The organism is Micromonospora sp. NPDC050686, from assembly GCF_040654475.1.
In the GTDB taxonomy this organism is placed as follows: Bacteria; Actinomycetota; Actinomycetes; order Mycobacteriales; family Micromonosporaceae; genus Micromonospora.
The window spans coordinates 20,594-40,443 of the sequence record NZ_JBFAID010000043.1 but is presented as its reverse complement, the minus strand read 5'-3'; the positions used below and the strand labels follow the sequence as shown (position 1 = coordinate 40,443).

Below are 19,850 nucleotides of genomic sequence, written 5' to 3'. Positions count from 1 at the left end.
GATGGCAAGGAAGGTAATCACGGTTCTGACCGACGATCTGGACGGCGGAAAGGCCGATCGGACCGTCGAGTTCAGCCTGGACGGCGTGGCATACACCATCGACGTCTCCGACGAGAACGCGGGGGTTCTGCGCAAAGCCCTGGACCCGTACATCTCCGCCGGCCGGCGAATCGGTCGCGGCCCGGCCGACGCAGGCCGGACGGCCCGCCGTCCCGGCCGTTCCGCCGGTGCCGGAATGGACCGGGAGCAGAACCGGGCCATCCGGGAATGGGCCGCGAAGAACGGCTACGAGATTTCCGAGCGGGGCCGGATCCCCGTCTCGGTCGTCGAGGCATACAAGAACCGCTGAGGTTTCCACCAAGGTCACCTTCGGGCACACCGCGGTCACGCTGGGAAAGCGGCGACCACGGTGTGCCTTTTGCCGGGCGCAATTGTCCGGCCACGGCGAGACGGCCGGGCGCCCGGGGAATCTCCCCCGGGCGCCCGGCCGCGTACGTCGGCTCAGTTCACCTCGATGCGTACCACGTCGAAGGCCGGGGTCTGGTTGGCCCGCTCCATCATCGGGATGCGGTGCGAGCCGTCACCGGCCCACACCGCGCACTGCGCGGTGCCGGACTGGGGCAGACCGGGGATCTGGATGACGACGTCGTCCGCCTCGGCGCCGCCCCGCCCGTCCTCGGTGGCCACGAAGAACGCCGGCACGTCCTGCGGCGCCGGCGGCTCGCGGTCGCTCTGCAACATCCGGCAGGCGGTGTGGAAGTGGCCCCGCACCAGCCCCTGGTCGTTGAGCAGCGAGGTTTCCTGGTAGTAGCCGCCCTGCCCGGCGGCGAGGAACCGGTCCCGGACCAGGTTGCGGGTGGTCACCCGCAGGGTGAAGGCCTGGCCTTGCCCCACCTGCTCGGGGAACTGCGTGATGAGCAGCGACGGGTTGTTGGCCGCCGCGCCGACCTCACCGAAGGCGGTGCCCACGCACCGGTTGCCGTTCTGGAAGCCGTCGTGCGGCTGCAACCCGCTGTTGGTGCAGTCCTTGGCGAGCACCTCCAGCCCGTTGCCGTTGCCGCCACCGGTGTTCCCACCGCCGGTGTTGCCTCCGCCGGTGTTCCCACCGCCTGTGTCTCCGCCGCCGGTGTTCCCACCGCCGGTGTTCCCACCGCCGGTGTTCCCACCGCCGGTGTTGCCACCGGTGTTACCGCCGTCGGCGAGCGCGCACTCGGCGAGCTGGTCCAGGCCCTCCGGGCGCTGGGCCACCCGGCCGATGGCGGTGGCGATCCGGTTCAACGTCGCCCGCCGCTTGTCCGCCAGCGGCCGCAGGACGGCGTTGACGATGAAGTCCTGACCGTTGCCGCCGTCGCCGGCCAGCCGCCGGTTCGCCTCGGCGATCTGCTGGCGCAACAGGGCCAGGTTGCGGTCGACCTCGTTGCGGGCCCGGGCCGGCACCTGCGGCAGCGCCCCGGCCACGTCCGGGCACGCGACGGTGGGCCTGGCGCCCGGGGCGGTCCCCCCGCCGGGCCTGCTCTCCTGACACTCGGTCACCGACATCTGGCCGTCGCCCCAGTGGTTGCGCACCCAGCGACCGTCCTGCCAGGTCCGCGTGGTGCTGCCCCGACCACTCGGCGAGGTCGAACCGGGACTGGGCGCCGCGCACGAGACCGGCTTCGCGCGAGTGCTCGTGGGCCGCTCGTGGGCCGACGAGATCTGGGTCACGGCGACGATCCCGCCGAAGACCGCGAGCGTGCCGGCGACAGCCAGCAGTCGTCGCTTGCTCCGCGCGTTACCGGATGACCGGCGCGCCCGTGTGGACCTGCGCATCGAATTGCTCTCCTTCTCGATCCGGTAGTTGACTCGTGACCCCGCCGGCGGAGGCGAATTCGGGGTGTGGCATACCCCGGCGAGGTGCACGGCGCCGTTCCGGCCGCACGTCGATGACCGACGATGCCCTTTCCGCACCGCCGCCGCGCCTGACGGCGCGACTGGAAAGATCTGCGTCCATTCGGGCAGGAGTACGGAGAGCGGCCGGCGGCGGTTCAACCGGAGTTCGCGAAATTCACGAGCAGTTTTTCCGGAGGCCGGAGGAGGTCCGGTCAGTCGGCGCAGAGGTGCGCGAAGGCGAAGCCGTTCACCAGTTCGTCGCCGCGGTCGCGCAGTGCGACGATCGCGCCGCGCAGCTCGTCGCGGCCGGTCAGGTCGGTAGCCACCCCGGTCAGGTCGCGCAGCCGCTCGCCCACGGCGGCGGCCGCCAGGTCCTCGGCCAGCCGGGCGCCGTCCACCCCACAGGAGAACCGCTGCTCGGTGATCCGCACCCGCTCCACCAGGCACCGGCCCGGGCGCACCTCGACCCAGCTCCAGCCCTCCGCCGGCCCGCCGCGCCAGCGCACGTGCAGGCCGCGCACGATCGGGTCGGCCAGGTCCCGGCCCACGTACGCCTGGACGGCCGCGGCCCGGGCCAGCGCACCCAGGTCGTTGACGTGCCCCTCACGGCCGTCGGGCAGCCGGCCGACGATGTCGCGGAACCCCACCGACGCGGTGCCCGCGTCCTCGCCGTCGGCGTCGACGCCCACGGCGTACCGGCGGGCGTCGATCACGTACTCCGCGATGCGGCGGCCGTGCTCCGCGGGGCGCAGCGTCGACGTCTCGATCCGCAACAGCGGCAGGCCCGCCGCCGCGCAGACGGCGTTCGTGGCGCGCTCGACCCGCTGCTGCGGCGAGCCGGCCGGCGCCGGCGGCACGACGGCCACCGCGAACACCGGCAGCCCGGTCCCGGCGTCGCAGACCACGTGGGCGAACGCCTCCCGGATCGCGGAGCTCCACTGGTGCCCGGTGATCCCGGGCGGGCGCCCGGTCACCAGCTCGCCCAGCCGGCGCTCGGCGTGCACCACCTGGCCGGCCCGGGTGGGGGCCGGCTCCGGGCCGGCGGTGAGGGGACGCAGCCAGGCGTCACTGCCGGTGCTCGTCATCATCGCGGGATCCATCCGTGGGTCGGTCGACCGGCCCGAGTCTAGGTCGTCGATCATGCTGGTCGGCGTGCCGGTGCGGACCCCGCCCAAGGTGCGCTGGCCGCGGCGGTTATCTAGGCTCACCGGGTGCCGCACAGTGGACGGGACCCGCGCCGGTCGACCAAGAGCAGCCTCGTCGCCGTCTCGCACGCCATCGAGCAGGCCGCGCTGGCCACCACCGAGGACGGCCCGTTGCTGGTCGTCGCGCTGTTCCAGCGGCGGCCCTACTTCGAACGGGAACGCCTGCGCTACGCCCGCATCGCCGGCGCCGCCGCGGTGACCGTGGTCGGCATGGTCGAGCAGCTCCCGGCCGACCTGCCACCCGGCGTCACGGGCGTGCCGCTGGCCGGGACGGACGACCTGGCCCGGGAGTGGAGCGTGGTGGCGCTGACCCCGCGCTTCGGGGCGGCCCTGGTGGCGTACGACCGGGGCGAGGTGGAGCCGGCGTCGACCCTGGAGGCCGGCCGGCTCTTCGACGCCGGCTGGAGCTTCCGCCGCGACGAGGCGCTGCACGAGGCGCTGCGGCTGCGCGACCGGTTGGCCGACCGGCTGCCCGCCGCGGCGCTCGCCGGCTGGGACGCGGTGCTGCACCGGGTACGGGAGCTGCCCGCCACGCCCGGGGAGAGCCGGGCCGAGGCGGCGCTGCGGCTGATGGCCGCCCGGGCCGAACGGGCGCGCCGCCGGCCGGTGCCGTCCGGGGTGGAGCCGTCGGCCGAGGACCGGCCGGCGCTGCTGGACGAGCCTGCGATGCACCGCTGGACGGTCGCCGACGGAGTCACCGCCTCGGGCACCCTGGCCGTCGCCGTGATCGGCGTGCGGGTGGCGGAGCCGGCCGGCGCCCCGGAGCGGTTCGGTCGGCGCAGCGTGGCCCGGGAGACCCAGGCGGTGATCGGCGCGCTGGCCTCGGTGCTGCGGCCGGTGGACCGGGCGGTGCGCCTCGCCGAACAGGACTACCTGCTGGTCCTGCCGGCGCTGACCGAGGAGCAGGCGGTGGCGGTGGCCGGCCGGGTGCACGAGTCGCTCGCCGGCCTGGCCCGGTCGTACCCGTTCGTGGCGTACGCGGTGCACGCGGCGGTGGCCGTCACCGACCGGCGGCCGCTGCCGCTGGCCGAGGTGCGGCACGCCGTCGACTGGGCGGCCCGCGAGGGGGTGCCGGTGGCCACGCTGGCCCGGCAGAGCGCCGCCGCCGGCCGGGGCTGACCCGGCGGGCCGGAGAGGGAGGACGGGTGCGGGTCGTGTCGTTGGTGCCGTCGCTCACCGAGGCGGTGGCGGTGACCCTGCCCGGCGTGCTGGTCGGCGCCACCGACTGGTGCACCCACCCGGCCGGGCTGGACGTCGCCCGGGTCGGTGGCAGCAAGTACCCGGATCTGGACCGGGTCCGGGCGCTGCGCCCCGACCTGGTCCTGCTGAACGTCGAGGAGAACCGTCGGGAGGACGCGGACGCCCTCGCCGCCGCCGGCGTGCCGGTGCGGGTCACCTACCCGCGTACGGTGCCGGCGGCCCTGGACGAACTCGCCGGCCTGCTCGCCGACCTCGGCGCCCCCGGCGAGCCGGCGTGGCTGGCCGCCGCCCGGCGGGCCTGGGCCGCGCCGCCCACCCTGCCCGAGGTACGCACGGCGGTGGTGCCGGTCTGGCGCCGGCCGTGGGTGGTGCTGGGCGCGGACACCTTCGCCGGGGACGTGCTGAGCCGCCTCGGCGTGGCCAACCGCTACGCCGACCATGCCGAGCGCTACCCCCGTCCGAGCCTGGACGAGCTGCGCCGACGGCGGCCCGAGCTGGTCGTGCTGCCGGACGAGCCGTACCGGTTCACCGCCGACGACGGGCCGGAGGCGTTCCCCGGTGTCCCGTGCGCGCTGGTCTCCGGCCGGCACCTCACCTGGTATGGACCGAGCCTCGCCGAGGCGCCCGCCGTGCTGGCCGCCGCGCTGGCCCGGGCCCGCTGAGCGGGCCCCGGGCCCGGCGGGCCGGGCTCAGGCGACCGGGGTGACCGGGCCGGGCGGCAGCCCGACCAGGGCGGTGTCGTCCACGTCGTACCCGATCCGGTTGACCACCTGGACCACCCCGCCGACCTGCGCCGCCAGCCGGCCGGCCAGGTCCACCGCGGTACGCCGGTCCAGCCGGCCGTCCAGGGTGACCAGCCCGTCGCGGACCTGCACGGTGACCAGCCCGTCGCGCACCGCCAGCACCCGGCGCAGCACCTCCTGCACCACGTCCTCGCGGATCTCCGCGTCGGTGCGCAGGTGCACCCGGAGCAGGTCGCCGCGGGTGACGATGCCGGCCAGCCGGCCGAGATCGTCCACCACCGGCAGCCGCTTGACCGCCTCCCGGTCCAACTGCCCGGCCGCAGCCGGCAGCGACGCCCCGGGCACCGTGGTGACCGCCGGCGCGGTCATCAGGTCCCGGGCCACCAGCCCGGCGGCCTTCTCCCGCGCGGTACGCCGCCGGCGCCCCTCGAAGACCCGCCGCTCGTCCGGCCGCCCGGCGTGCTCGACCTTGTGCAGCAGGTCCACCTCGGACACCACGCCCAGCACCCGCCGAAACCCGTCCACCACCGGCACCCCGCTGACGCCCCGACGGATCAGCACGTCGATGATCTCCCGGTACGGCGTCTCCTCGCCCACCGTCGCGACGTCCCTGGTCATCACGTCGCCTACCTGCCACGTCCTCATGACGGCCTCCTCGCCGAGTTCCCACCGACGACGCTAGGCGCACACCGGGCGGGCCGGTCAGAGGCGCCGGACCACCGCCGCACGGCCGACCGGACCGGTCGGATCGGGGTCGAAGGTCCCGGGTCGGCAGGGTCTGGTCGGCCCTGCCCCGCCGGCGCCGGCGGGCGTGCAATGGAGTTGCCACCGGGAAGCGCGGTGCGAGGCACAGGAAGGGACGTGGAGACCATGACCGCGACAATCGAGCGGACCACCGCCAACAGCATCGTTCCGGCGGCCGAGACCATCCGTGAGAAGGCCGCCCGGTACGTCTTCGCCGGACTCCGGATCGCGCTGGGCTGGATCTTCCTCTGGGCGTTCGTCGACAAGCTGTTCGGCCTGGGCCAGGCCACCCCGGAGAAGAACGCCTGGCTCAACGGCGGCAGCCCCACCAAGGGCTTCCTCGCCTTCGGCGTCGCCGGCCCGTTCGAGGGCTTCTACCACGGCATCGCCGGCGCGGCGTGGGCGGACTGGCTGTTCATGCTGGGCCTGCTGGGCATCGGCGTGGCCCTGATCCTCGGCATCGGGACGCGGATCGCCGCGGTCACCGGCGCGCTGCTGCTGGTCATGATGTGGACGGCCGTGCTGCCCCCCGAGAACAACCCGGTCGTGGACGACCACCTGATCTACGCGGGTCTGCTGGCCGGGCTGGTCCTGGTCAACGCCGGGCACACCCTCGGCCTCGGCCGGGCGTGGGAGAGGCTGCCGATCGTCGCGCGGTTCCCCTGGCTGCGCTGAACACCCTCCCCGGGGCGGGCGTCACCGACACGGTGGCGCCCGCTTCGCGCGTACCCGCCGGGACCGGCGGGTATCGGCGCTCCGCTATCCGGCAGGATCGACTCTGGACCGCAGACGTCACCGAGGTGGGAGAGCGCGCATGAACATGCCCCAGGCAGGCAAGCCGGAGGTCGGCCCGATCGAGGGTGCCCCGCCGGCCGAACTGGTCGTCGAGGACCTCACTGTCGGCGACGGCCCCGAGGCGCAGCCGGGCCAGCTGGCCACCGTGCACTACGTCGGGGTCGCGCACTCCACCGGCGGCGAGTTCGACTCCTCGTGGAACCGGGGCGAGCCGTTCGCCTTCCCGCTCGGCGCGGGCCGGGTCATCGCCGGCTGGGACCAGGGCGTGGTCGGCATGCGGGTCGGCGGCCGGCGGAAGCTGACCATCCCGCCGCACCTGGGCTACGGGGCGCGGGGCGCGGGCGGCGCCATCAAGCCGAACGAGACCCTGGTCTTCGTCGTCGACCTGCTCGGCGTCGGCTGACCCGGGACGGCAGCCGCAGGATCAGGCGCCGGTCGGCCCGGCGTCACGCCGCGAGCGCCACCTCGCCCGCCCCGCAGGTGCGGATCTCCAGCACCCGGTGCAGGCCGGTGGCGCGCAGCACCCGCAGCACGGTGGGCGTCGGGTCGACCAGCACCAGCTCGCCGCCGCGCGCCCGCACCCGCAGGTGGGCGGCGACCACCGCGCGGATCCCGGCGGCGGAGAGCAGCGGGACCCGGGCCAGGTGCAGCCGGAGCACCGGCCGGGGCGGAGCCGCCCAGAGCGCGGCGCGCAGCGCACCGACGGTGGCGATGTCGACCTCGCCGACGGCCCACACGTCGACGGCCCCGTCCCCCACGCCGACGGTGACCTCGAAGCGGTCGCTGTGCTGCTCCATGTCCCGAATCTATCCCCTGCCACCGACAATTTCGGCCGGCTGAGACGCCCGTCTCCGGGAAGGTCCAGGGTCGCCCCGGAGACGCCTCGGGGCGCACCCCGACGCCGGACGGGCCCGGCTCGCCGGCCGAGTCGCCCGGGACGCGACACGCCCGGCCGGCGGACGCGCCGCCGGTCCGCGCCGGCCGGGTCGCCGGGCCAGAATGAGCGGATGGCCCTTCCCCGCCCGCGTACGCCCCGCCCCCGCGCTCCCCGGCTGATCCGGCCGGTCCGTGAGCCGGCCACCGTACCCCCGCCGCTGGACGGGCCGTGGGCGCCGGCGGACCGCCGGCTCGACGCGGCCGAGACGTTCCCGCTGCCGGCCGGCGCGCGCGGGCCGGAGGACGTGCTGGTCGACCCGGACGGCCGGGTGATCAGCGGCGACGAGGACGGCCGGCTGTGGTGGTGGCCCGCGGACGCCGAGCCGGGCACCCGGCCCCGGCTGCTGGCCGAGACCGACGGCCGGCCGCTCGGCATCGAGCTGGACCCGACCGACGGCAGCCTGGTCATCTGCGACGCGTACCGGGGCCTGCTGCGGGTCACGCCCGACGGGGCGGTACGCCGGCTCAGCGGGGCCGGGTCGCCGGTGCACCTGGCCGACAACGCCACGGTCGCGCCGGACGGGACGATCTACTTCACCGACAGCAGCGACCGGTTCCCGGTCGAGCACTGGCGGCGGGACCTGCTGGAGCACCGCCCCAACGGCAAGGTGCTCGCCTACCAGCCGGGCTCCGGACGCACCGAGGTGGTGGTCGCCGGGTTGTACTTCCCCAACGGCATCGCGCTCGCCCCGGACGGCGCCGCGCTGCTGGTCGCCGAGACCGCCACCCACCGGCTGCTGCGGGTCGGCCTGCCCGACGGCGCGGTGACCGTGCTGGCCGATCTGCCCGCCTACCCCGACAACCTGGCGGCGGTGGGCGACGGGACGTACTGGATCGCCCTGCCCAGCCCGCGCCGGCCGATCGTGGAACGGCTCCTGCCGCACCCGCGGGTCCGCCAGCTGGTGGCGCTGCTGCCGACCGCCGCGCAGCCCCGCCCGGCCCGGTACGGCCTGGTCGCGCTGGTCGACGGCGACGGCCGGGTGCTGCGCAGCCTGCACGGCCCGACGGGGCGGTACCCGATGATCACCGGTGTACGGCAGCACCACGACCAGCTCTGGCTGGGCAGCCTCACCGGCTCCGCGATCGCCCGGGTCCCGCTGGACTGACCGGCGCGGCCGGCCCGGCGCCCGCGGCGCCGAGCCGGCCGGTTCGCGGCCGTTCCTCCCCTGTGCCGTCAGCCGCCGCTGCCCGATGGGGCCGGTTCCGGCGAGCCGCCGGCCACCGCACCGGGGTGCGGCGTGGTCGGGGTGGGCGAGGGCTTCAACCCGGCGGGCACCGGCAGGGCGCTGCCCTTGGCGAACTCGTCCCAGCCGACATTCCAGGCCGTCCAGCCGTTGCCCGGCCGCAGCGGCACCTCGGTGCCCTTGACCTCGATCAGGTCACCGACCTGCGTGACGCCCATCAGCCAGTCCGCCGCCGTGGAGGAGACGTTGGCGCAGCCGTGCGAGACGTTGGTGTAGCCCTGGTCCCCCTCCGACCACGGCGCGGCGTGGATGAACTCGCCGCCCCAGGTGTACCGCTGGGCGTCCTCCACGTCCACCACGTAGCCGCCGTCGGGTTCGCCGCGGGTGTCGAAGGTGGTCTGCTGGTGCTTCTCCATGATCACCATCTTGCCGCTGGAGCTGGGCGTGCTCGGCTTGCCGAGGCTGACCGGGATCTTGCGGGTCAGCTTGCCGTCCTGGAAGACCGACATCTGCTTGGTGGCGTTGTCGATCTCCAGTTTGACCTGCCGGCCGATCTTCGAGGCCGAACTCCGGTCGCTGTCGCCGACGTACTCCTTGCCGATCGGCAGCCCCTCCAGGGCGGACCGGACACTGATCTTCGTACCCGGCCGCCAGAAGTCCGGGGCCCGGTAGTAGACCTGGGTGCCGTCCTCCAGCCACGACCAGGTGCCCGGCTGCGGCGGGTCGGTCTTCACGAACAGGCGTCGTTGCACCGCCGCCCTGGCCTCTTTGGGAATTCCCGGCTCGAAGGCGACGGTTACCGGCATCGCCGTTCCGTACGTCTGGTTCCCGGCGAAATAGAGAACGCTGGTGACCGCCTGTTTGTCGGATTTCTTTGCGGTGGTGAAGGTGGTGGCGCGGGTGGCGGTGCGCCCCTTCGCCCCGGTGGCGGTCACCTCGGCGGTGTACGTACGCCCGTTCTGCAGCGGCTTGCTCGGCACCCAGCTCGACCCGTCCTCGCGGGGCTCGCCGGTCACCTGCTTGCCCTTGTCGTCGGTGAGCTTCACCGCGGTGATGCGGCCGTGCTGGACCGAGGTTCCCACCTCGGCGCTGATCGGGACGTCCCGGGTCTTGTCGGCCGGCGTCACGGCGACCGCGACCGGCTGGTCCCGGGCGTCGGCCCGGTCGGCCGCCTTCCGTTGCGCGGTGCATCCCGTCGGCACCATGACGACGGCCGCCGCGAGCAGTCCCACCCCTCGCCTCAAATTCATCACGCGCTCCCCGTTCCGGCTGCATTCCTGCCCATTGTGAGCAGCTCACCGAACCGCGGGTACGCGCTTCCGAATAATTGCCGAAGGTCGCGGGGCACTGTTTCGCTAATTGCTCGATAATGGGGTTCGAATGTGCTTTGCGACCGCCTGGTCCCGTCCCGGACGGAGCCGTCCCCAGCCGGGGCGATCGGCCCGTGCCGCCCCCGGGCGACCCGGATCAACCGCTCGGGACCGGTCCGGGTCCACCCGGACCGCCTCGCCCCGCTCCGGCGCCCCGCGCCCCGTTCCGACCGATCCAGTGAGCCCGGGGGGCCGGCACCGCCACCGGGGGCCGGGCGGGTTCAGTCCCGCACCTCGTCGCCGTGGTTGCGTTCCCACCGGCCGCCCACCGGCGGGGTGTCCAGCCGGATCGGGGCCTCGGCGTTGCCGGCGAGGTCGTTCTCCTCGACCCGGCAGGACACGCAGCTGCCCCGCTCGGTGACCCAGATCCCGTGGGTCTGGGTCTGCGGCTCGTGGCTGTCCCAGATCCGGTTGGCCCGGATGGTGGCGGAGTCCAGGGCGGCGTTGACGGTGATGCCGGCCCGCACGCCCGGCGCCGCGGACAGCTCGTAGGGGGTGCCGGGCACGGGGGTGTCCGCGCTCCACGCGGTGAAGGCGCCCGGCCGGTTGGGGGCCAGGTGCAGGTCGGTCGAGTCGTTCGCCGCCACCACCGCGACCCGGTCCTGCACCCGGAGCACCTTGCCGCGGTGCTCGTCGTGCTGCCAGCTCGCGCGGCGGTCGACGGCGCTCTTCTCGCTGTACCGGACCGAGTCGCCGCCGCCCCGGGTGCCGGTGCCACACTGCCGACCGTTGGCCCGGATCCGGTTGTTGGTGATCAGGGCGTCCCGGATGGGCCGGTCGAGGCGGACGGCGTCCAGGCTGTTGCCGTAGAAGTCGTTGCCGTCGATGACGATCTCCCGGGCGCACTCCTGCTTGTCGTCGCCGAGGCTGCGCTGGTGGTAGCCGTACCGCCCGTTGCCGCTGATCCGGTTGCCGCGGATGGTGTACGGGCCGGGCGTGTTGCCGATGCTGATCCCGTCGCGCAGGTTGCCGTCGATCACGCAGTCGCTGAGGATGCCGCCCCGACCGGCCGTTCCGGTGGTGCCCTTGGCCGAGACGTGGAAGCCGGCCTCCACGTTCCCTGTCATCGTGCAGGCCGACACGATCAGCCCGTTGGCGCCCCAGTCGGAGATGCCGAACCGGTTGCCCTCGGCGTGGCAGCCAATCACCCGCAGGCCCCGGGGGCGCAGCGCGCCCTCCACCTGCAACTCGAAGAAGATGCCGTTGGTGGCGTTGCCGACAGCCGAGCAGTTGACCACGTTGGCCCGCTCGACGCTGCCCCACCCGCCCACGCCGATGCCGATGCCCGCGCCGCCCATCTCGGTGCCGTTGTCCAGCCGACCGCAGCCGACCACCAGCACCCCGTCGATCAGGCAGTCCTGGAGGAAGTCGCAGCCCAGGCCGGTGGCGGCGGTGTGGTGGATGTAGAGGTTGCGGAACACGCCCCGGACGACGTATTGCAGGCCCAGTCCCTTGGCGAGCGGGTTGTACTCGGCCATCGCCACCCCGGAACCGTCGATCTCGAAGTCGGCGAAGGTGCAGTACTCCAGGTGGCGCTGCGGATTGGCGTCGTGCAGCGCGGCGGTGTAGAACGCCAGCGGCGTGGGGTCGGCGCGGTTGCCGGCGTTGCTGAGCAGGAACCGGGTCGCGCCGGGGCCGGCGCCGACCAGCGACACGCCGGCCCGCCAGACGGTGCCCGCGTCCCGGATCGAGTAGACGCCGGGCGGGCAGTAGATCACCCGCGCCCGCCCGTCCGCCGCGTACGCGTCCCCGAGGCGGTCCACCAGCGCGGCGAGCGCCGGCTGGTCGTTGGCGCTGCCGTCTCCGGTCAGGCCGTGTTCGAGCGCGTTGCACAGCAGCGGCGCGCCGGCCACCGGATGGGTGCTCCCCCCGCCCCCGGAGGCGATGTGCGGGAACGTCATCGTTCCTCCCCCTACGACCGGGCCAGCGTTCCCGCCCGGGGCCGGAGGAAACTCCCGGTGCCACGACCCCGGCCCCGGCACCGGAGGGTGGGCGGTGCCGGGGCCGGGCCGTGGCGGGTCAGACATTCGCCACCAGCAGCGCCGGCTGCTCGACGCAGTCGGCGACGTGCCGCAGGAAGCCACCGGCCACGCCGCCGTCGCAGACCCGGTGGTCGAAGGTGAGGCTGAGCTGGGTCACCTTGCGCACCGCGAGCTGCCCGTCGACCACCCACGGCTTGTCCACGATCCGGCCCACCCCGAGCAGCGCCGCCTCCGGGTGGTTGATGATCGGGGTGGAACCGTCCACACCGAACACGCCGTAGTTGTTCAGCGTGAAGGTGCCGCCGGTGAGCCGGGCCGGCGGCAGGGTGCCGGCCCGCGCCGCCGCCGTGGTGTCGGCGAGCGCGGCGGCGAGCTCCCGGGTGGTGAGCCGGTGCGCGTCGCGCAGCACCGGCACCAGCAGGCCCCGGTCGGTCTGCGCGGCGATGCCCAGGTGCACCCCGGCGGACTGGACGATCCGCTGCCCCTCGGTGTCCACGTGCGCGTTGAGTTGGGGGAACCTCCGCAGTCCGCTGAGGCAGATCCGGGCCAGCAGGGCCAGGACGCTCACCGGCTGGTCGGGGGTGGCCGCGTTGATGGCGGCCCGGGTCGCCAGCAGCCCGGTCGCGTCCACGTCCACCCAGATGGTCACCTCGGGGATTTCCCGCCGGCTGCGGGACAACTTGTCCGCGATCACCTTGCGGATGCCGGTGAGCGGGATGACCGTGTCGCCGTCGCCGGCGAGCCCGAGGTGCGCGGCGGGGGCGTCGGGCACGGCGGTGAGCCGCGGGGCCGGCGTGCTCAGCGCCGCCTCCACGTCGGCGCGGCGGATCACCCCGCCGGGTCCGGTGCCGGTCAGCGACCCCAGGTCGACGCCGCGCTCCTTCGCCAGCCGCCGCACGATCGGCGAGATGACCAGCGGCGCCCCGGCGGCGCGGGCGGCGGTCGGCTCGTCCCGCCGGGACGGCTCGGCCGCCCCGCCCGCTGCGGGCCCGGCCGGCCCTGCCACGGTCGGCCGGTCCGCCGCCGCGCCGCCGGCGGGCTCCGGCGCGAGGGCCAGCCGGGGCCGGCGGCGGCGCCGGCCGGCGCCGCCGTGGCCGGTGCCGTAGCCGATCAGGACGTTGCCCGAACCGGCCCGTTCCTCCTCGCGGTAGGTGGCGTGCGGGTCGTCGCCGTCCGCGCCGTCCAGCGGCGCGATGGTGATCAGCGGCTGGCCGACCGGGCGGACCTCACCCGCCGCGCCGTGCAGGGCCACGACCCGGCCGGCGTACGGGCAGGGCACGTCGACGACGGCCTTGGCGGTCTCCACCTCCACCACGGTCTGGTCCACGGTGACCACGTCGCCCACGGCGACCCGCCACTCGACGATCTCCGCCTCGCTCAGCCCCTCGCCCAGGTCGGGCAGGAGGAAGTCGCGGGTGCCGACGGCGGTGCTCATGCCGTGCCGGCCGGGCATGCCCTCACGGCCCTCGCTTCGCTCGGTGCATTCGCTCATGCCGCCACCCACCGGCCGTCGGGCTGGTCGTCCCACTGCAGCCGGGCCACCGTGTCGAGCACCCGGTCCACCGAGGGCAGGTGGGTGTGCTCCAGCATCGGCGCCGGGTACGGGATGTCCAGGCCGGACACCCGCAGCACCGGGGCGTGCAGGGCGTGGAAGCAGCGCTCCTGCACCCGGGCGGCGATCTCCGCGCCGACCCCGGCGAAGCCCTGCGCCTCCTGGATCACCACACACCGGCCGGTCCGGCGCACCGAGGCGGTGACGGTGTCGTCGTCGAACGGCACGATGCTGCGTACGTCGACGACCTCCAGGTCCCAGCCCTCCTCGCGGGCGGCCTCGGCGGCCTCCAGCGCGACCGGCACCGCCGGGCCGTACGCGATCAGGGTGGCGTCGGCGCCGGCCCGGCGCACCACGGCCTTGCCGAACGGCGCGGTACGCGCCGGCAGCTCCGCCTCGGCGCTGGAGAAGTAGAGCTTCTTGGGCTCCATGAACACGACCGGGTCCGGGTCCTCGATCGCCTCGCGCAGCAGCGAGTACGCGTCCTCCACGGTGGCCGGGGTGACCACCTTCAGGCCCGGGGTGTGCGCGTAGTACGCCTCGGAGGAGTCGCAGTGGTGCTCGACGCCGCCGATCCCGCCGGCGTACGGCACCCGGATCACCATCGGCACGCTGAGCGCGCCCCGGGTCCGGTTGCGCAGCTTCGCCACGTGCGAGGCGATCTGCTCGAAGGCCGGGTAGCCGAACGCGTCGAACTGCATCTCGACCACCGGCCGCAGCCCGGTCATCGCCAGGCCGACGGCGAAGCCGACGATGCCGGACTCGGCCAGCGGGGTGTCGAAGCAGCGCTTGTCGCCGAACCGGGCCTGGAGGCCGTCGGTGATCCGGAAGACGCCACCGAGCTGCCCGACGTCCTCACCGAAGACGAGCACCCGCTCGTCGTCGGCCATCGCGTCGGCCAGCGCCGCGTTGAGCGCCTTCGCCATGGTGGTGGTGGCCATCAGCGCGCACCCTCCTCGTCGGAGTCGGCGGCCAGTTCCGCGCGGACCTGCTCCCGCTGCTCGACCAGCTGCGGGGTGGGCTCGGCGTAGACGTGGTCGAACAGGCTCATCGGGTCGACGGCCGGCTTGTCGTGCATCCGCTCCCGCAGGTCGGCCGCGTACGCCTCGGCCTCCTCGGCGATGGCCGCCACGGCGGCGTCGTCGAGCTCGCCGCACTCGCGCAGGTACGTCTCCAGCCGGGTGACCGGGTCCCGGTCGCGCCAGGCGTCGACCTCGGCGCCGTCGCGGTACCGGGTGGCGTCGTCGGCGTTGGTGTGCGCCTCCATCCGGTAGGTGTGCGCCTCCACCAGGAACGGCCCCCGGCCGGACCGGGCGTGCTCCACCGCGCGGGTGAGCACGGCGAGCACGGCGACCGGGTCGTTGCCGTCGACCTGCTCGCTGGGCACGCCGTAGCCGACGCCCTTGTACGCCAGGCTCGGCGCGGCGGTCTGCCGGGACAGCGGGACGCTGATCGCGTACTTGTTGTTCTGCACGAAGTAGACCACCGGGGCCTTGAACACGGCGGCGAAGTTGAGCCCCTCGTGGAAGTCGCCCTCGCTGGTGGCGCCGTCACCGATGAAGGCCAGCGCCACCGTGTCCCGCCCCTGGTACGCCTCGCCGTAGGCCAGGCCGGCGGCGTGCACGCACTGGGTGGCCAGCGGGGTGCACTGCGGCGCGGTGCGCATCGCGGCCGGGTCGTAGCCGCAGTGCCAGTCGCCGCGCAGCAGGGTGAGCACCTCGACCGGGTCGATGCCCCGGGCGGTCAGCGCCATCGACTCGCGATAGGTCGGGAAGACCCAGTCGGTGTCGCGCAGGGCGAGGACCGCGCCGACCTGGCAGGCCTCCTGGCCGCGCGAGGACGGGTAGACGGCGAGCTTGCCCTGCTTGGTCAGCGCGGTGGCCTGGACGTCGAAGCGGCGGCCGACCACCATCCGGCGGTACAGCTCGCGCAGCGCCGCCACGGGCGGCTGCGGGTAGTCGTCCCGGGGCGGCACCGGGGTGCCGTTCGGGTCGAGCAGGCGGACCGGCTCGGCGGCCGGCAGCAGCCCGGCCGACGGGTCGGCGACGGGCGCGGCGGCGGTGGCCACCGGCGCGTCGGCCGAACGGCGGGAGCGCGGGGATGCCCTGCGGACCGCCTGGGGTGTGGTCGTCACGACGGGGACCTCCTGGACGTGTGGTGGCCCTTATGCTCCTGCTGTCGGATGATTGACTCAAGATCCAGGATGAACGTGGGACGAATGGCATCCGAAAGGGGGCAGGGTGAGCCAGGAGACCAGCCCGGAGGCGGGCACGCCGGGCGGAACGGGACGTTCGGCCGGCCCGCTCGACGAGGTGGACCGGCGGATCCTCGCCGAGCTGGTCCGGGACGGCCGGATGTCGATCCGTACCCTCGCCGAACGGGTGCACGTCTCCCGCACCAACGCGTACGCCCGGGTCGAACGGCTGCTGCGCGAGGGCGTCATCACCGGGTTCCGCGCCCAGGTGGCGCCCGAGCCGGCCGGGCTGGGCACCTCGGCGTACATCGCGCTGACCATCGAGCAGAACACCTGGCGGGAGGTGTCCGAGGAGCTGGCCCGGGTGCGCTACGTCGAGCACGTGGCGCTGCTCAGCGGCGAGCACGACGTACTGGCGCTGGTCCGGGCGCCGGACAACGCCACCCTGCGCAACGTGGTGCTGGAGCGGGTGCAGAGCATCGCCGGGGTGCTGTCGACGCGCACCTGGCTGGTGTTCGAGGAGTTCGGCGGGGCGCAGAACCCCTGGGCGTAGGCGCTCAGCGCTCGGGCGGGGCGGCCAGCCCCTCCCGGTCGGCCAACTCCAGCAGCGGCTCCAGCGAGAAGCGCCGCTCGTCCAGGCCGGCGTGCGGGTCGCCGCGCTCGGCGAACCGGGCCGGCATGCTCAGCACGTCGAAGTCCGCCGGCCGGGCGTCGTCCAGCTCCGACCAGTCCAGCGGGGCCGAGACCAGCGCGGCCGGCGTCGGCCGGATCGAGTACGCCGAGGTCATGGTGTGGTCCCGGGCCATCTGGTTGTAGTCCACGAAGACCGGCCGGTCCCGCTGCTCCCGCCACCAGGTGGTGGTGACCAGCTCCGGCAGCCGGCGCTGCATCTCCCGGCCCAGCGCCAGCACCGCCCGCCGGCACTCGCCGAAGCTCCACCGCGGCTCGATCGACAGGTAGACGTGGAGGCCCCGGCCGCCGGTGGTCTTCGGGTAGCCGACCAGCCCCAGCTCGTCGAGGAACGCGCGCACCTCGTGCGCCACCGGCACCACCTGGGCGAAGTCCACCCCCGGCATCGGGTCGAGGTCGATGCGCAGCTGGTCGGGGCGTTCCACGTCGGGGGCCGACACCGGCCACGGGTGGAACCGCAGCGTGCCCAGGTTGGCCGCCCAGATCACCACCGCCAGTTCGCTCGGGGCCACCTCGTCGGCGGTCCGGCCGCTGGGAAAGGTGATGTGCGCGGTGCGCACCCAGTCGGGCGCACCGGCCGGCAGCCGCTTCTGGTAGAAGGCGTCGCCCTTGTTGGTCTGGCGGGTGGCGATCTGCGCGCCTTCGAAGACGCCACGCGGCCAGCGCTCCAGCATGGTGGGCCGGTCGCGCAGGGCGCGCAGGATGCCGTCCCCCACCGCCAGGAAGTAGCGGACCACGTCCAGCTTGGTCAGACCGCGCTCCGGAAAGTACGGCTTGTCGGGGCTGGAGACGCGGACCACCCGCTCCCCCACCCGGATCTCCTCGGCCGCTGTCGCCACGCCTCACACCGTAGCGGCCCCGGACCCGACCGGTGGGCCGACGCGGGCGTGGTCAGCCGGCCAGCATGGCGCCGACCACCAGCAACGGGATGGACACGAACAGGAAGACGCCGACCCCGGTGAGCACCCGCCCGCCGCCGCCGTCCTCCCGCTCCGGCGGCAGGCCGAACGTGGTCCGGGCGTCCAGCATGCCGATCCGGCTCAGCGTCAGGTCGCCGGTGATCCCCAGCAGCAGGGCGAGCACCACCAGCGTGATGCCGAACCGGTGGACGAATCCGCCACCGGAGACGGCCCCCCAGACCCCGACGCCGAGCGCGGCGAGCGCCGCCACGATGACGATCAACACCAGGGCCTCCCGCAGCCCACGCAGCACGGTCATCGGCCACACCTCCCCGTCGGTACGGCCGGCGCCGGCCGTACCTGACATGGTGCACCCGGGACGCACGCCGCCGCTGCCCCGCTGCGCGCACGCGCCGGTGACCGGGCGGGGATCTCCCCACCCGGTCACCGCCGTCCGGCTCAGCCCTTTTCCTGCATCATCCGATCCTTCAGCAGCTTCTTGCCCTGCTCGCCCGCCTTGCGGTTGTTCTCCTGGATCTTGCGGAACCAGGTGGCGAGCTCCGAGTCGCCCCGCGCGTCCGCGTCGGCGATGTACGTCTCCATCTGCCAGATGTGCTTCAGTGACATCTGCACCGCGTGAATCAGGTCGTAGTTCTTGTCCTTCACCGGGCTGGCCGGTTCCCTGACCATCGTGGCCACGGCACACCTCCCCCAAGTCGCTGTCGTGGTGCCCCCCGCTTACCCGCCGGCACCCCGTTCACGCCCCGCCGGGCCCGGACCGAGCGGTTACCGCACGGCCCGCTCGGGTACGGGTGGCCGCATGGCGGAACTGGCAGCCCTCTGGATCGTCCGGCACGGCGAGAGCACGGCGAACGTGGCGGCGACCGCGGCCGAGCAGTCCGGCGCCGAGCTGATCGAGCTGACCCACCGGGACGCCGACGTGCCGCTGTCGGCCACCGGCGAGGAGCAGGCCCGGGCCACCGCCCGCTGGCTGGCCGGGCTGCCCGAGGCGCGCCGGCCGGACCTGGCGGTGGTGTCGCCGTACCTGCGAGCGGTGCGGACCGCCGAGCTGGCGCTGGCGGGCACCGGCGTGCCGGCCAGCCGGGACGAGCGGCTGCGCGACCGGGAGCTGGGCATCCTCGACGGCCTGACCGGGCACGGGGTGCGCCGGCGCTTCCCCGACGAGGCGACCCGCCGGGCCCGGCTGGGCAAGTTCTACTACCGGCCGCCGGGCGGCGAGTCCTGGACGGACGTGGCGTTGCGGTTGCGCACCCTCCTCGCCGACCTGCGCCGCGACCATCCCGGCCGGCGGGTGCTGCTGTTCGGCCACGACGCGCTGGTCTTCCTGCTCCGCTATCTGGTGGAAGGGCTGACCGAGGCGGAGCTGATGGCGCTGACCGGGGAACACGTGATCGCCAACTGTTCGGTGACCGGCTGGTCGGCGGCCCCCGACGGCCGCCTGGTCCCGGAGATCTTCAACGCCGTCGACCACCTGCGGCAGCAGGGCGCCCGGCCGACCAGAGAGGACGAGGTCCATGCCGAACCGGTCTGAACCGCCGGTGATCACCCCGGCGCTGCTGCGCGGCTGGGCGCTGCCCGTACCGTCCGGCGGCAAGGACGCCCGGGGCACGGTGCTGGTGGTCGGTGGTTCCCGCTTCGCCCCGGGAGCGGTCCTGCTGGCCGGGGTGGCCGCGCTGCGGGCGGGGGCGGGTGTGCTCCAGCTCGCCGCCGCCGAGTCGACCGCGGCGGCGCTGAGCATCCAGGTGCCGGAGGCGCTGGTGGTCGGCCTGCCGGAGACCCCGACCGGCGCGGTCGCCGGGCGGGCCGGTGACCGGCTGGGCGAGCTGGCCGGGGAGGCGACGGTGGTGGCGGTCGGCCCGGGCCTCAACGACATCGACGAGACCCGTCAACTGCTGCGGCTGATCCTCGACGCGACCGGCCCGGAGACCGCGCTGGTGCTCGACGCGTACGCCCTGGGGGCGCTGAGCCACACCCCCGACCTGCTGGTCGGCTCCGGCCGGCCGGCGGTGCTCACCCCGAACCTCACCGAGGCCCGGCACCTGCTCGACCGGGAGCTCGGCGACGACCTGGACGCGGAGGCCGTCGAGCTGGCCCACCGCTACGACGCGGTGGTGTCGTTGTACGGCCACATCGCCACCCCGGACGGGCAGGGCTGGCGGGAGGAGAGCGGCGACGCCGGGCTGGGCACCTCCGGCAGCGGCGACGTCCGGGCCGGGCTGCTGGCCGGGCTGCTGTCGCGGGGTGTGCCGCCCGCCCAGGCCGCCTGCTGGGCCGCGTTCGCCCACGCGGTCAGCGGCCAGCGACTGGTCCCCCGATACGGCCGGATCGGTTTCCTGGCCCGTGAACTGCTGGACGAGATACCACACACGCTCGCCACCGTATGACGGAGGTTCATCATCCGTTCGGCCGTGTGTAACACCACAGACAATCCCTACGCTAACCTCCCGAGAGCGTGCGACCTGCTCG

Annotated in this window: 22 protein-coding genes; 10 read left to right on the top strand and 12 right to left on the bottom strand. The window is 74.5% G+C overall.

Annotation, left to right across the window (positions count from 1 at the left end; genetic code table 11):
* Window position 1 precedes the first annotated feature (1 nt).
* Window positions 2-349, top strand: a complete 348-nt coding sequence (locus tag AB0H57_RS23940) for an Lsr2 family protein (RefSeq protein ID WP_357509965.1) — start codon at window positions 2-4, stop codon at window positions 347-349.
* A 152-nt stretch (window positions 350-501) separates the two neighbouring features.
* Here AB0H57_RS23940 and AB0H57_RS23935 read toward each other — a convergent pair whose 3' ends face one another.
* The gene (locus tag AB0H57_RS23935) at window positions 502-1,566 is read right to left on the bottom strand and encodes a hypothetical protein (protein WP_357509963.1); all 1,065 of its coding nucleotides are present in this window, start codon (window positions 1,564-1,566) and stop codon (window positions 502-504) included.
* Window positions 1,567-1,591: 25 nt separating this feature from the next.
* On the opposite strand from AB0H57_RS23935, the gene AB0H57_RS23930 reads away from it, so the two are divergent.
* A complete protein-coding gene (locus AB0H57_RS23930) occupies window positions 1,592-1,837 on the top strand; it encodes a hypothetical protein (protein WP_357509961.1) in 246 nt (81 codons plus the stop codon).
* A 244-nt stretch (window positions 1,838-2,081) separates the two neighbouring features.
* On the opposite strand, the gene AB0H57_RS23925 is transcribed toward AB0H57_RS23930, so the two are convergent.
* Window positions 2,082-2,957: a hypothetical protein gene (locus tag AB0H57_RS23925; protein ID WP_357509959.1), complete on the bottom strand. Its 876-nt coding sequence runs from the start codon at window positions 2,955-2,957 to the stop codon at window positions 2,082-2,084.
* Between the two features lie 123 nt (window positions 2,958-3,080).
* Here AB0H57_RS23925 and AB0H57_RS23920 point away from each other — a divergent pair, with 123 nt between their 5' ends.
* Window positions 3,081-4,193 carry a DICT sensory domain-containing protein gene (locus AB0H57_RS23920; RefSeq protein ID WP_357509957.1) on the top strand — a complete coding sequence of 371 codons (1,113 nt, stop codon included), beginning with the start codon at window positions 3,081-3,083 and terminating at the stop codon, window positions 4,191-4,193.
* A 26-nt stretch (window positions 4,194-4,219) separates the two neighbouring features.
* A complete protein-coding gene (locus tag AB0H57_RS23915; protein WP_357509955.1) occupies window positions 4,220-4,936 on the top strand; it encodes a helical backbone metal receptor in 717 nt (238 codons plus the stop codon).
* Window positions 4,937-4,963: 27 nt separating this feature from the next.
* On the opposite strand, the gene AB0H57_RS23910 is transcribed toward AB0H57_RS23915, so the two are convergent.
* Window positions 4,964-5,662, bottom strand: a complete 699-nt coding sequence (locus AB0H57_RS23910; RefSeq protein WP_357509953.1) for a CBS domain-containing protein — start codon at window positions 5,660-5,662, stop codon at window positions 4,964-4,966.
* A gap of 225 nt (window positions 5,663-5,887) precedes the next feature.
* On the opposite strand from AB0H57_RS23910, the gene AB0H57_RS23905 reads away from it, so the two are divergent.
* Both AB0H57_RS23905 and AB0H57_RS23900 read left to right on the top strand, forming a co-directional pair.
* Window positions 5,888-6,436 carry a DoxX family membrane protein gene (locus AB0H57_RS23905; protein ID WP_357510010.1) on the top strand — a complete coding sequence of 183 codons (549 nt, stop codon included), beginning with the start codon at window positions 5,888-5,890 and terminating at the stop codon, window positions 6,434-6,436.
* 145 nt (window positions 6,437-6,581) lie between these two features.
* A complete protein-coding gene (locus AB0H57_RS23900) occupies window positions 6,582-6,959 on the top strand; it encodes an FKBP-type peptidyl-prolyl cis-trans isomerase (protein WP_357510008.1) in 378 nt (125 codons plus the stop codon).
* A gap of 43 nt (window positions 6,960-7,002) precedes the next feature.
* On the opposite strand, the gene AB0H57_RS23895 is transcribed toward AB0H57_RS23900, so the two are convergent.
* Window positions 7,003-7,353, bottom strand: coding sequence for an STAS domain-containing protein (locus AB0H57_RS23895; protein WP_357509951.1), 351 nt, complete (start codon window positions 7,351-7,353; stop codon window positions 7,003-7,005).
* Window positions 7,354-7,563: 210 nt separating this feature from the next.
* Between AB0H57_RS23895 and AB0H57_RS23890 the strand changes: the two genes are divergently transcribed.
* Window positions 7,564-8,598 (top strand): SMP-30/gluconolactonase/LRE family protein, encoded by a 1,035-nt coding sequence (locus AB0H57_RS23890; RefSeq protein ID WP_357509949.1) that lies wholly within the window; start codon window positions 7,564-7,566, stop codon window positions 8,596-8,598.
* 68 nt (window positions 8,599-8,666) lie between these two features.
* Here AB0H57_RS23890 and AB0H57_RS23885 read toward each other — a convergent pair whose 3' ends face one another.
* The 5 genes from AB0H57_RS23885 to pdhA form a co-directional block, all read right to left on the bottom strand.
* Entirely contained in the window at window positions 8,667-9,926 is a 1,260-nt protein-coding gene (locus AB0H57_RS23885; protein WP_357509947.1) for an Ig-like domain-containing protein, read from the bottom strand.
* A gap of 341 nt (window positions 9,927-10,267) precedes the next feature.
* Entirely contained in the window at window positions 10,268-11,947 is a 1,680-nt protein-coding gene (locus AB0H57_RS23880; RefSeq protein ID WP_357509945.1) for a right-handed parallel beta-helix repeat-containing protein, read from the bottom strand.
* A 118-nt stretch (window positions 11,948-12,065) separates the two neighbouring features.
* Complete coding sequence (locus tag AB0H57_RS23875) at window positions 12,066-13,463, bottom strand: dihydrolipoamide acetyltransferase family protein (protein ID WP_357510006.1); 1,398 nt, start codon at window positions 13,461-13,463, stop codon at window positions 12,066-12,068.
* A gap of 53 nt (window positions 13,464-13,516) precedes the next feature.
* On the bottom strand, window positions 13,517-14,521 hold the full coding sequence (locus AB0H57_RS23870; protein WP_357509943.1) for an alpha-ketoacid dehydrogenase subunit beta: 1,005 nt from the start codon (window positions 14,519-14,521) through the stop codon (window positions 13,517-13,519).
* Window positions 14,521-15,714, bottom strand: coding sequence for a pyruvate dehydrogenase (acetyl-transferring) E1 component subunit alpha (gene pdhA / locus AB0H57_RS23865; protein WP_357509941.1), 1,194 nt, complete (start codon window positions 15,712-15,714; stop codon window positions 14,521-14,523). Before pdhA ends, AB0H57_RS23870 begins: the two co-directional genes overlap by 1 nt.
* 106 nt (window positions 15,715-15,820) lie before the next feature.
* On the opposite strand from pdhA, the gene AB0H57_RS23860 reads away from it, so the two are divergent.
* Window positions 15,821-16,327 carry an Lrp/AsnC family transcriptional regulator gene (locus AB0H57_RS23860; protein WP_357509939.1) on the top strand — a complete coding sequence of 169 codons (507 nt, stop codon included), beginning with the start codon at window positions 15,821-15,823 and terminating at the stop codon, window positions 16,325-16,327.
* A 4-nt stretch (window positions 16,328-16,331) separates the two neighbouring features.
* On the opposite strand, the gene AB0H57_RS23855 is transcribed toward AB0H57_RS23860, so the two are convergent.
* The 3 genes from AB0H57_RS23855 to AB0H57_RS23845 all read right to left on the bottom strand — a co-directional run bounded on the left by AB0H57_RS23855 (window position 16,332) and on the right by AB0H57_RS23845 (window position 18,053).
* Complete coding sequence (locus tag AB0H57_RS23855; RefSeq protein ID WP_357509937.1) at window positions 16,332-17,303, bottom strand: DNA primase small subunit domain-containing protein; 972 nt, start codon at window positions 17,301-17,303, stop codon at window positions 16,332-16,334.
* Window positions 17,304-17,355: 52 nt separating this feature from the next.
* The gene (locus AB0H57_RS23850) at window positions 17,356-17,682 is read right to left on the bottom strand and encodes a hypothetical protein (RefSeq protein WP_357509935.1); all 327 of its coding nucleotides are present in this window, start codon (window positions 17,680-17,682) and stop codon (window positions 17,356-17,358) included.
* Between the two features lie 140 nt (window positions 17,683-17,822).
* The gene (locus AB0H57_RS23845) at window positions 17,823-18,053 is read right to left on the bottom strand and encodes a hypothetical protein (protein ID WP_357510004.1); all 231 of its coding nucleotides are present in this window, start codon (window positions 18,051-18,053) and stop codon (window positions 17,823-17,825) included.
* 130 nt (window positions 18,054-18,183) lie between these two features.
* Between AB0H57_RS23845 and AB0H57_RS23840 the strand changes: the two genes are divergently transcribed.
* Both AB0H57_RS23840 and AB0H57_RS23835 read left to right on the top strand, forming a co-directional pair.
* The gene (locus tag AB0H57_RS23840) at window positions 18,184-18,915 is read left to right on the top strand and encodes a histidine phosphatase family protein (RefSeq protein WP_357509933.1); all 732 of its coding nucleotides are present in this window, start codon (window positions 18,184-18,186) and stop codon (window positions 18,913-18,915) included.
* Entirely contained in the window at window positions 18,899-19,768 is an 870-nt protein-coding gene (locus tag AB0H57_RS23835; RefSeq protein WP_357509931.1) for an NAD(P)H-hydrate dehydratase, read from the top strand. Before AB0H57_RS23840 ends, AB0H57_RS23835 begins: the two co-directional genes overlap by 17 nt.
* Window positions 19,769-19,850 lie beyond the last annotated feature (82 nt).

What these genes read in the sequence shown, in the direction of transcription:
- AB0H57_RS23940 (WP_357509965.1), top strand. Translation starts at nt 2, where the DNA reads ATGGCAAGGAAGGTAATCACGGTTCTGACCGACGATCTGGACGGCGGA.
- AB0H57_RS23925 (WP_357509959.1), bottom strand. Translation starts at nt 2,957, where the DNA reads ATGATGACGAGCACCGGCAGTGACGCCTGGCTGCGTCCCCTCACCGCC.
- AB0H57_RS23910 (WP_357509953.1), bottom strand. Translation starts at nt 5,662, where the DNA reads ATGAGGACGTGGCAGGTAGGCGACGTGATGACCAGGGACGTCGCGACG.
- AB0H57_RS23905 (WP_357510010.1), top strand. Translation starts at nt 5,888, where the DNA reads ATGACCGCGACAATCGAGCGGACCACCGCCAACAGCATCGTTCCGGCG.
- AB0H57_RS23900 (WP_357510008.1), top strand. Translation starts at nt 6,582, where the DNA reads ATGCCCCAGGCAGGCAAGCCGGAGGTCGGCCCGATCGAGGGTGCCCCG.
- AB0H57_RS23895 (WP_357509951.1), bottom strand. Translation starts at nt 7,353, where the DNA reads ATGGAGCAGCACAGCGACCGCTTCGAGGTCACCGTCGGCGTGGGGGAC.
- AB0H57_RS23890 (WP_357509949.1), top strand. Translation starts at nt 7,564, where the DNA reads ATGGCCCTTCCCCGCCCGCGTACGCCCCGCCCCCGCGCTCCCCGGCTG.
- AB0H57_RS23885 (WP_357509947.1), bottom strand. Translation starts at nt 9,926, where the DNA reads ATGAATTTGAGGCGAGGGGTGGGACTGCTCGCGGCGGCCGTCGTCATG.
- AB0H57_RS23880 (WP_357509945.1), bottom strand. Translation starts at nt 11,947, where the DNA reads ATGACGTTCCCGCACATCGCCTCCGGGGGCGGGGGGAGCACCCATCCG.
- AB0H57_RS23875 (WP_357510006.1), bottom strand. Translation starts at nt 13,463, where the DNA reads ATGAGCACCGCCGTCGGCACCCGCGACTTCCTCCTGCCCGACCTGGGC.
- AB0H57_RS23870 (WP_357509943.1), bottom strand. Translation starts at nt 14,521, where the DNA reads ATGGCCACCACCACCATGGCGAAGGCGCTCAACGCGGCGCTGGCCGAC.
- AB0H57_RS23850 (WP_357509935.1), bottom strand. Translation starts at nt 17,682, where the DNA reads ATGACCGTGCTGCGTGGGCTGCGGGAGGCCCTGGTGTTGATCGTCATC.
- AB0H57_RS23845 (WP_357510004.1), bottom strand. Translation starts at nt 18,053, where the DNA reads ATGGTCAGGGAACCGGCCAGCCCGGTGAAGGACAAGAACTACGACCTG.
- AB0H57_RS23840 (WP_357509933.1), top strand. Translation starts at nt 18,184, where the DNA reads ATGGCGGAACTGGCAGCCCTCTGGATCGTCCGGCACGGCGAGAGCACG.
- AB0H57_RS23835 (WP_357509931.1), top strand. Translation starts at nt 18,899, where the DNA reads ATGCCGAACCGGTCTGAACCGCCGGTGATCACCCCGGCGCTGCTGCGC.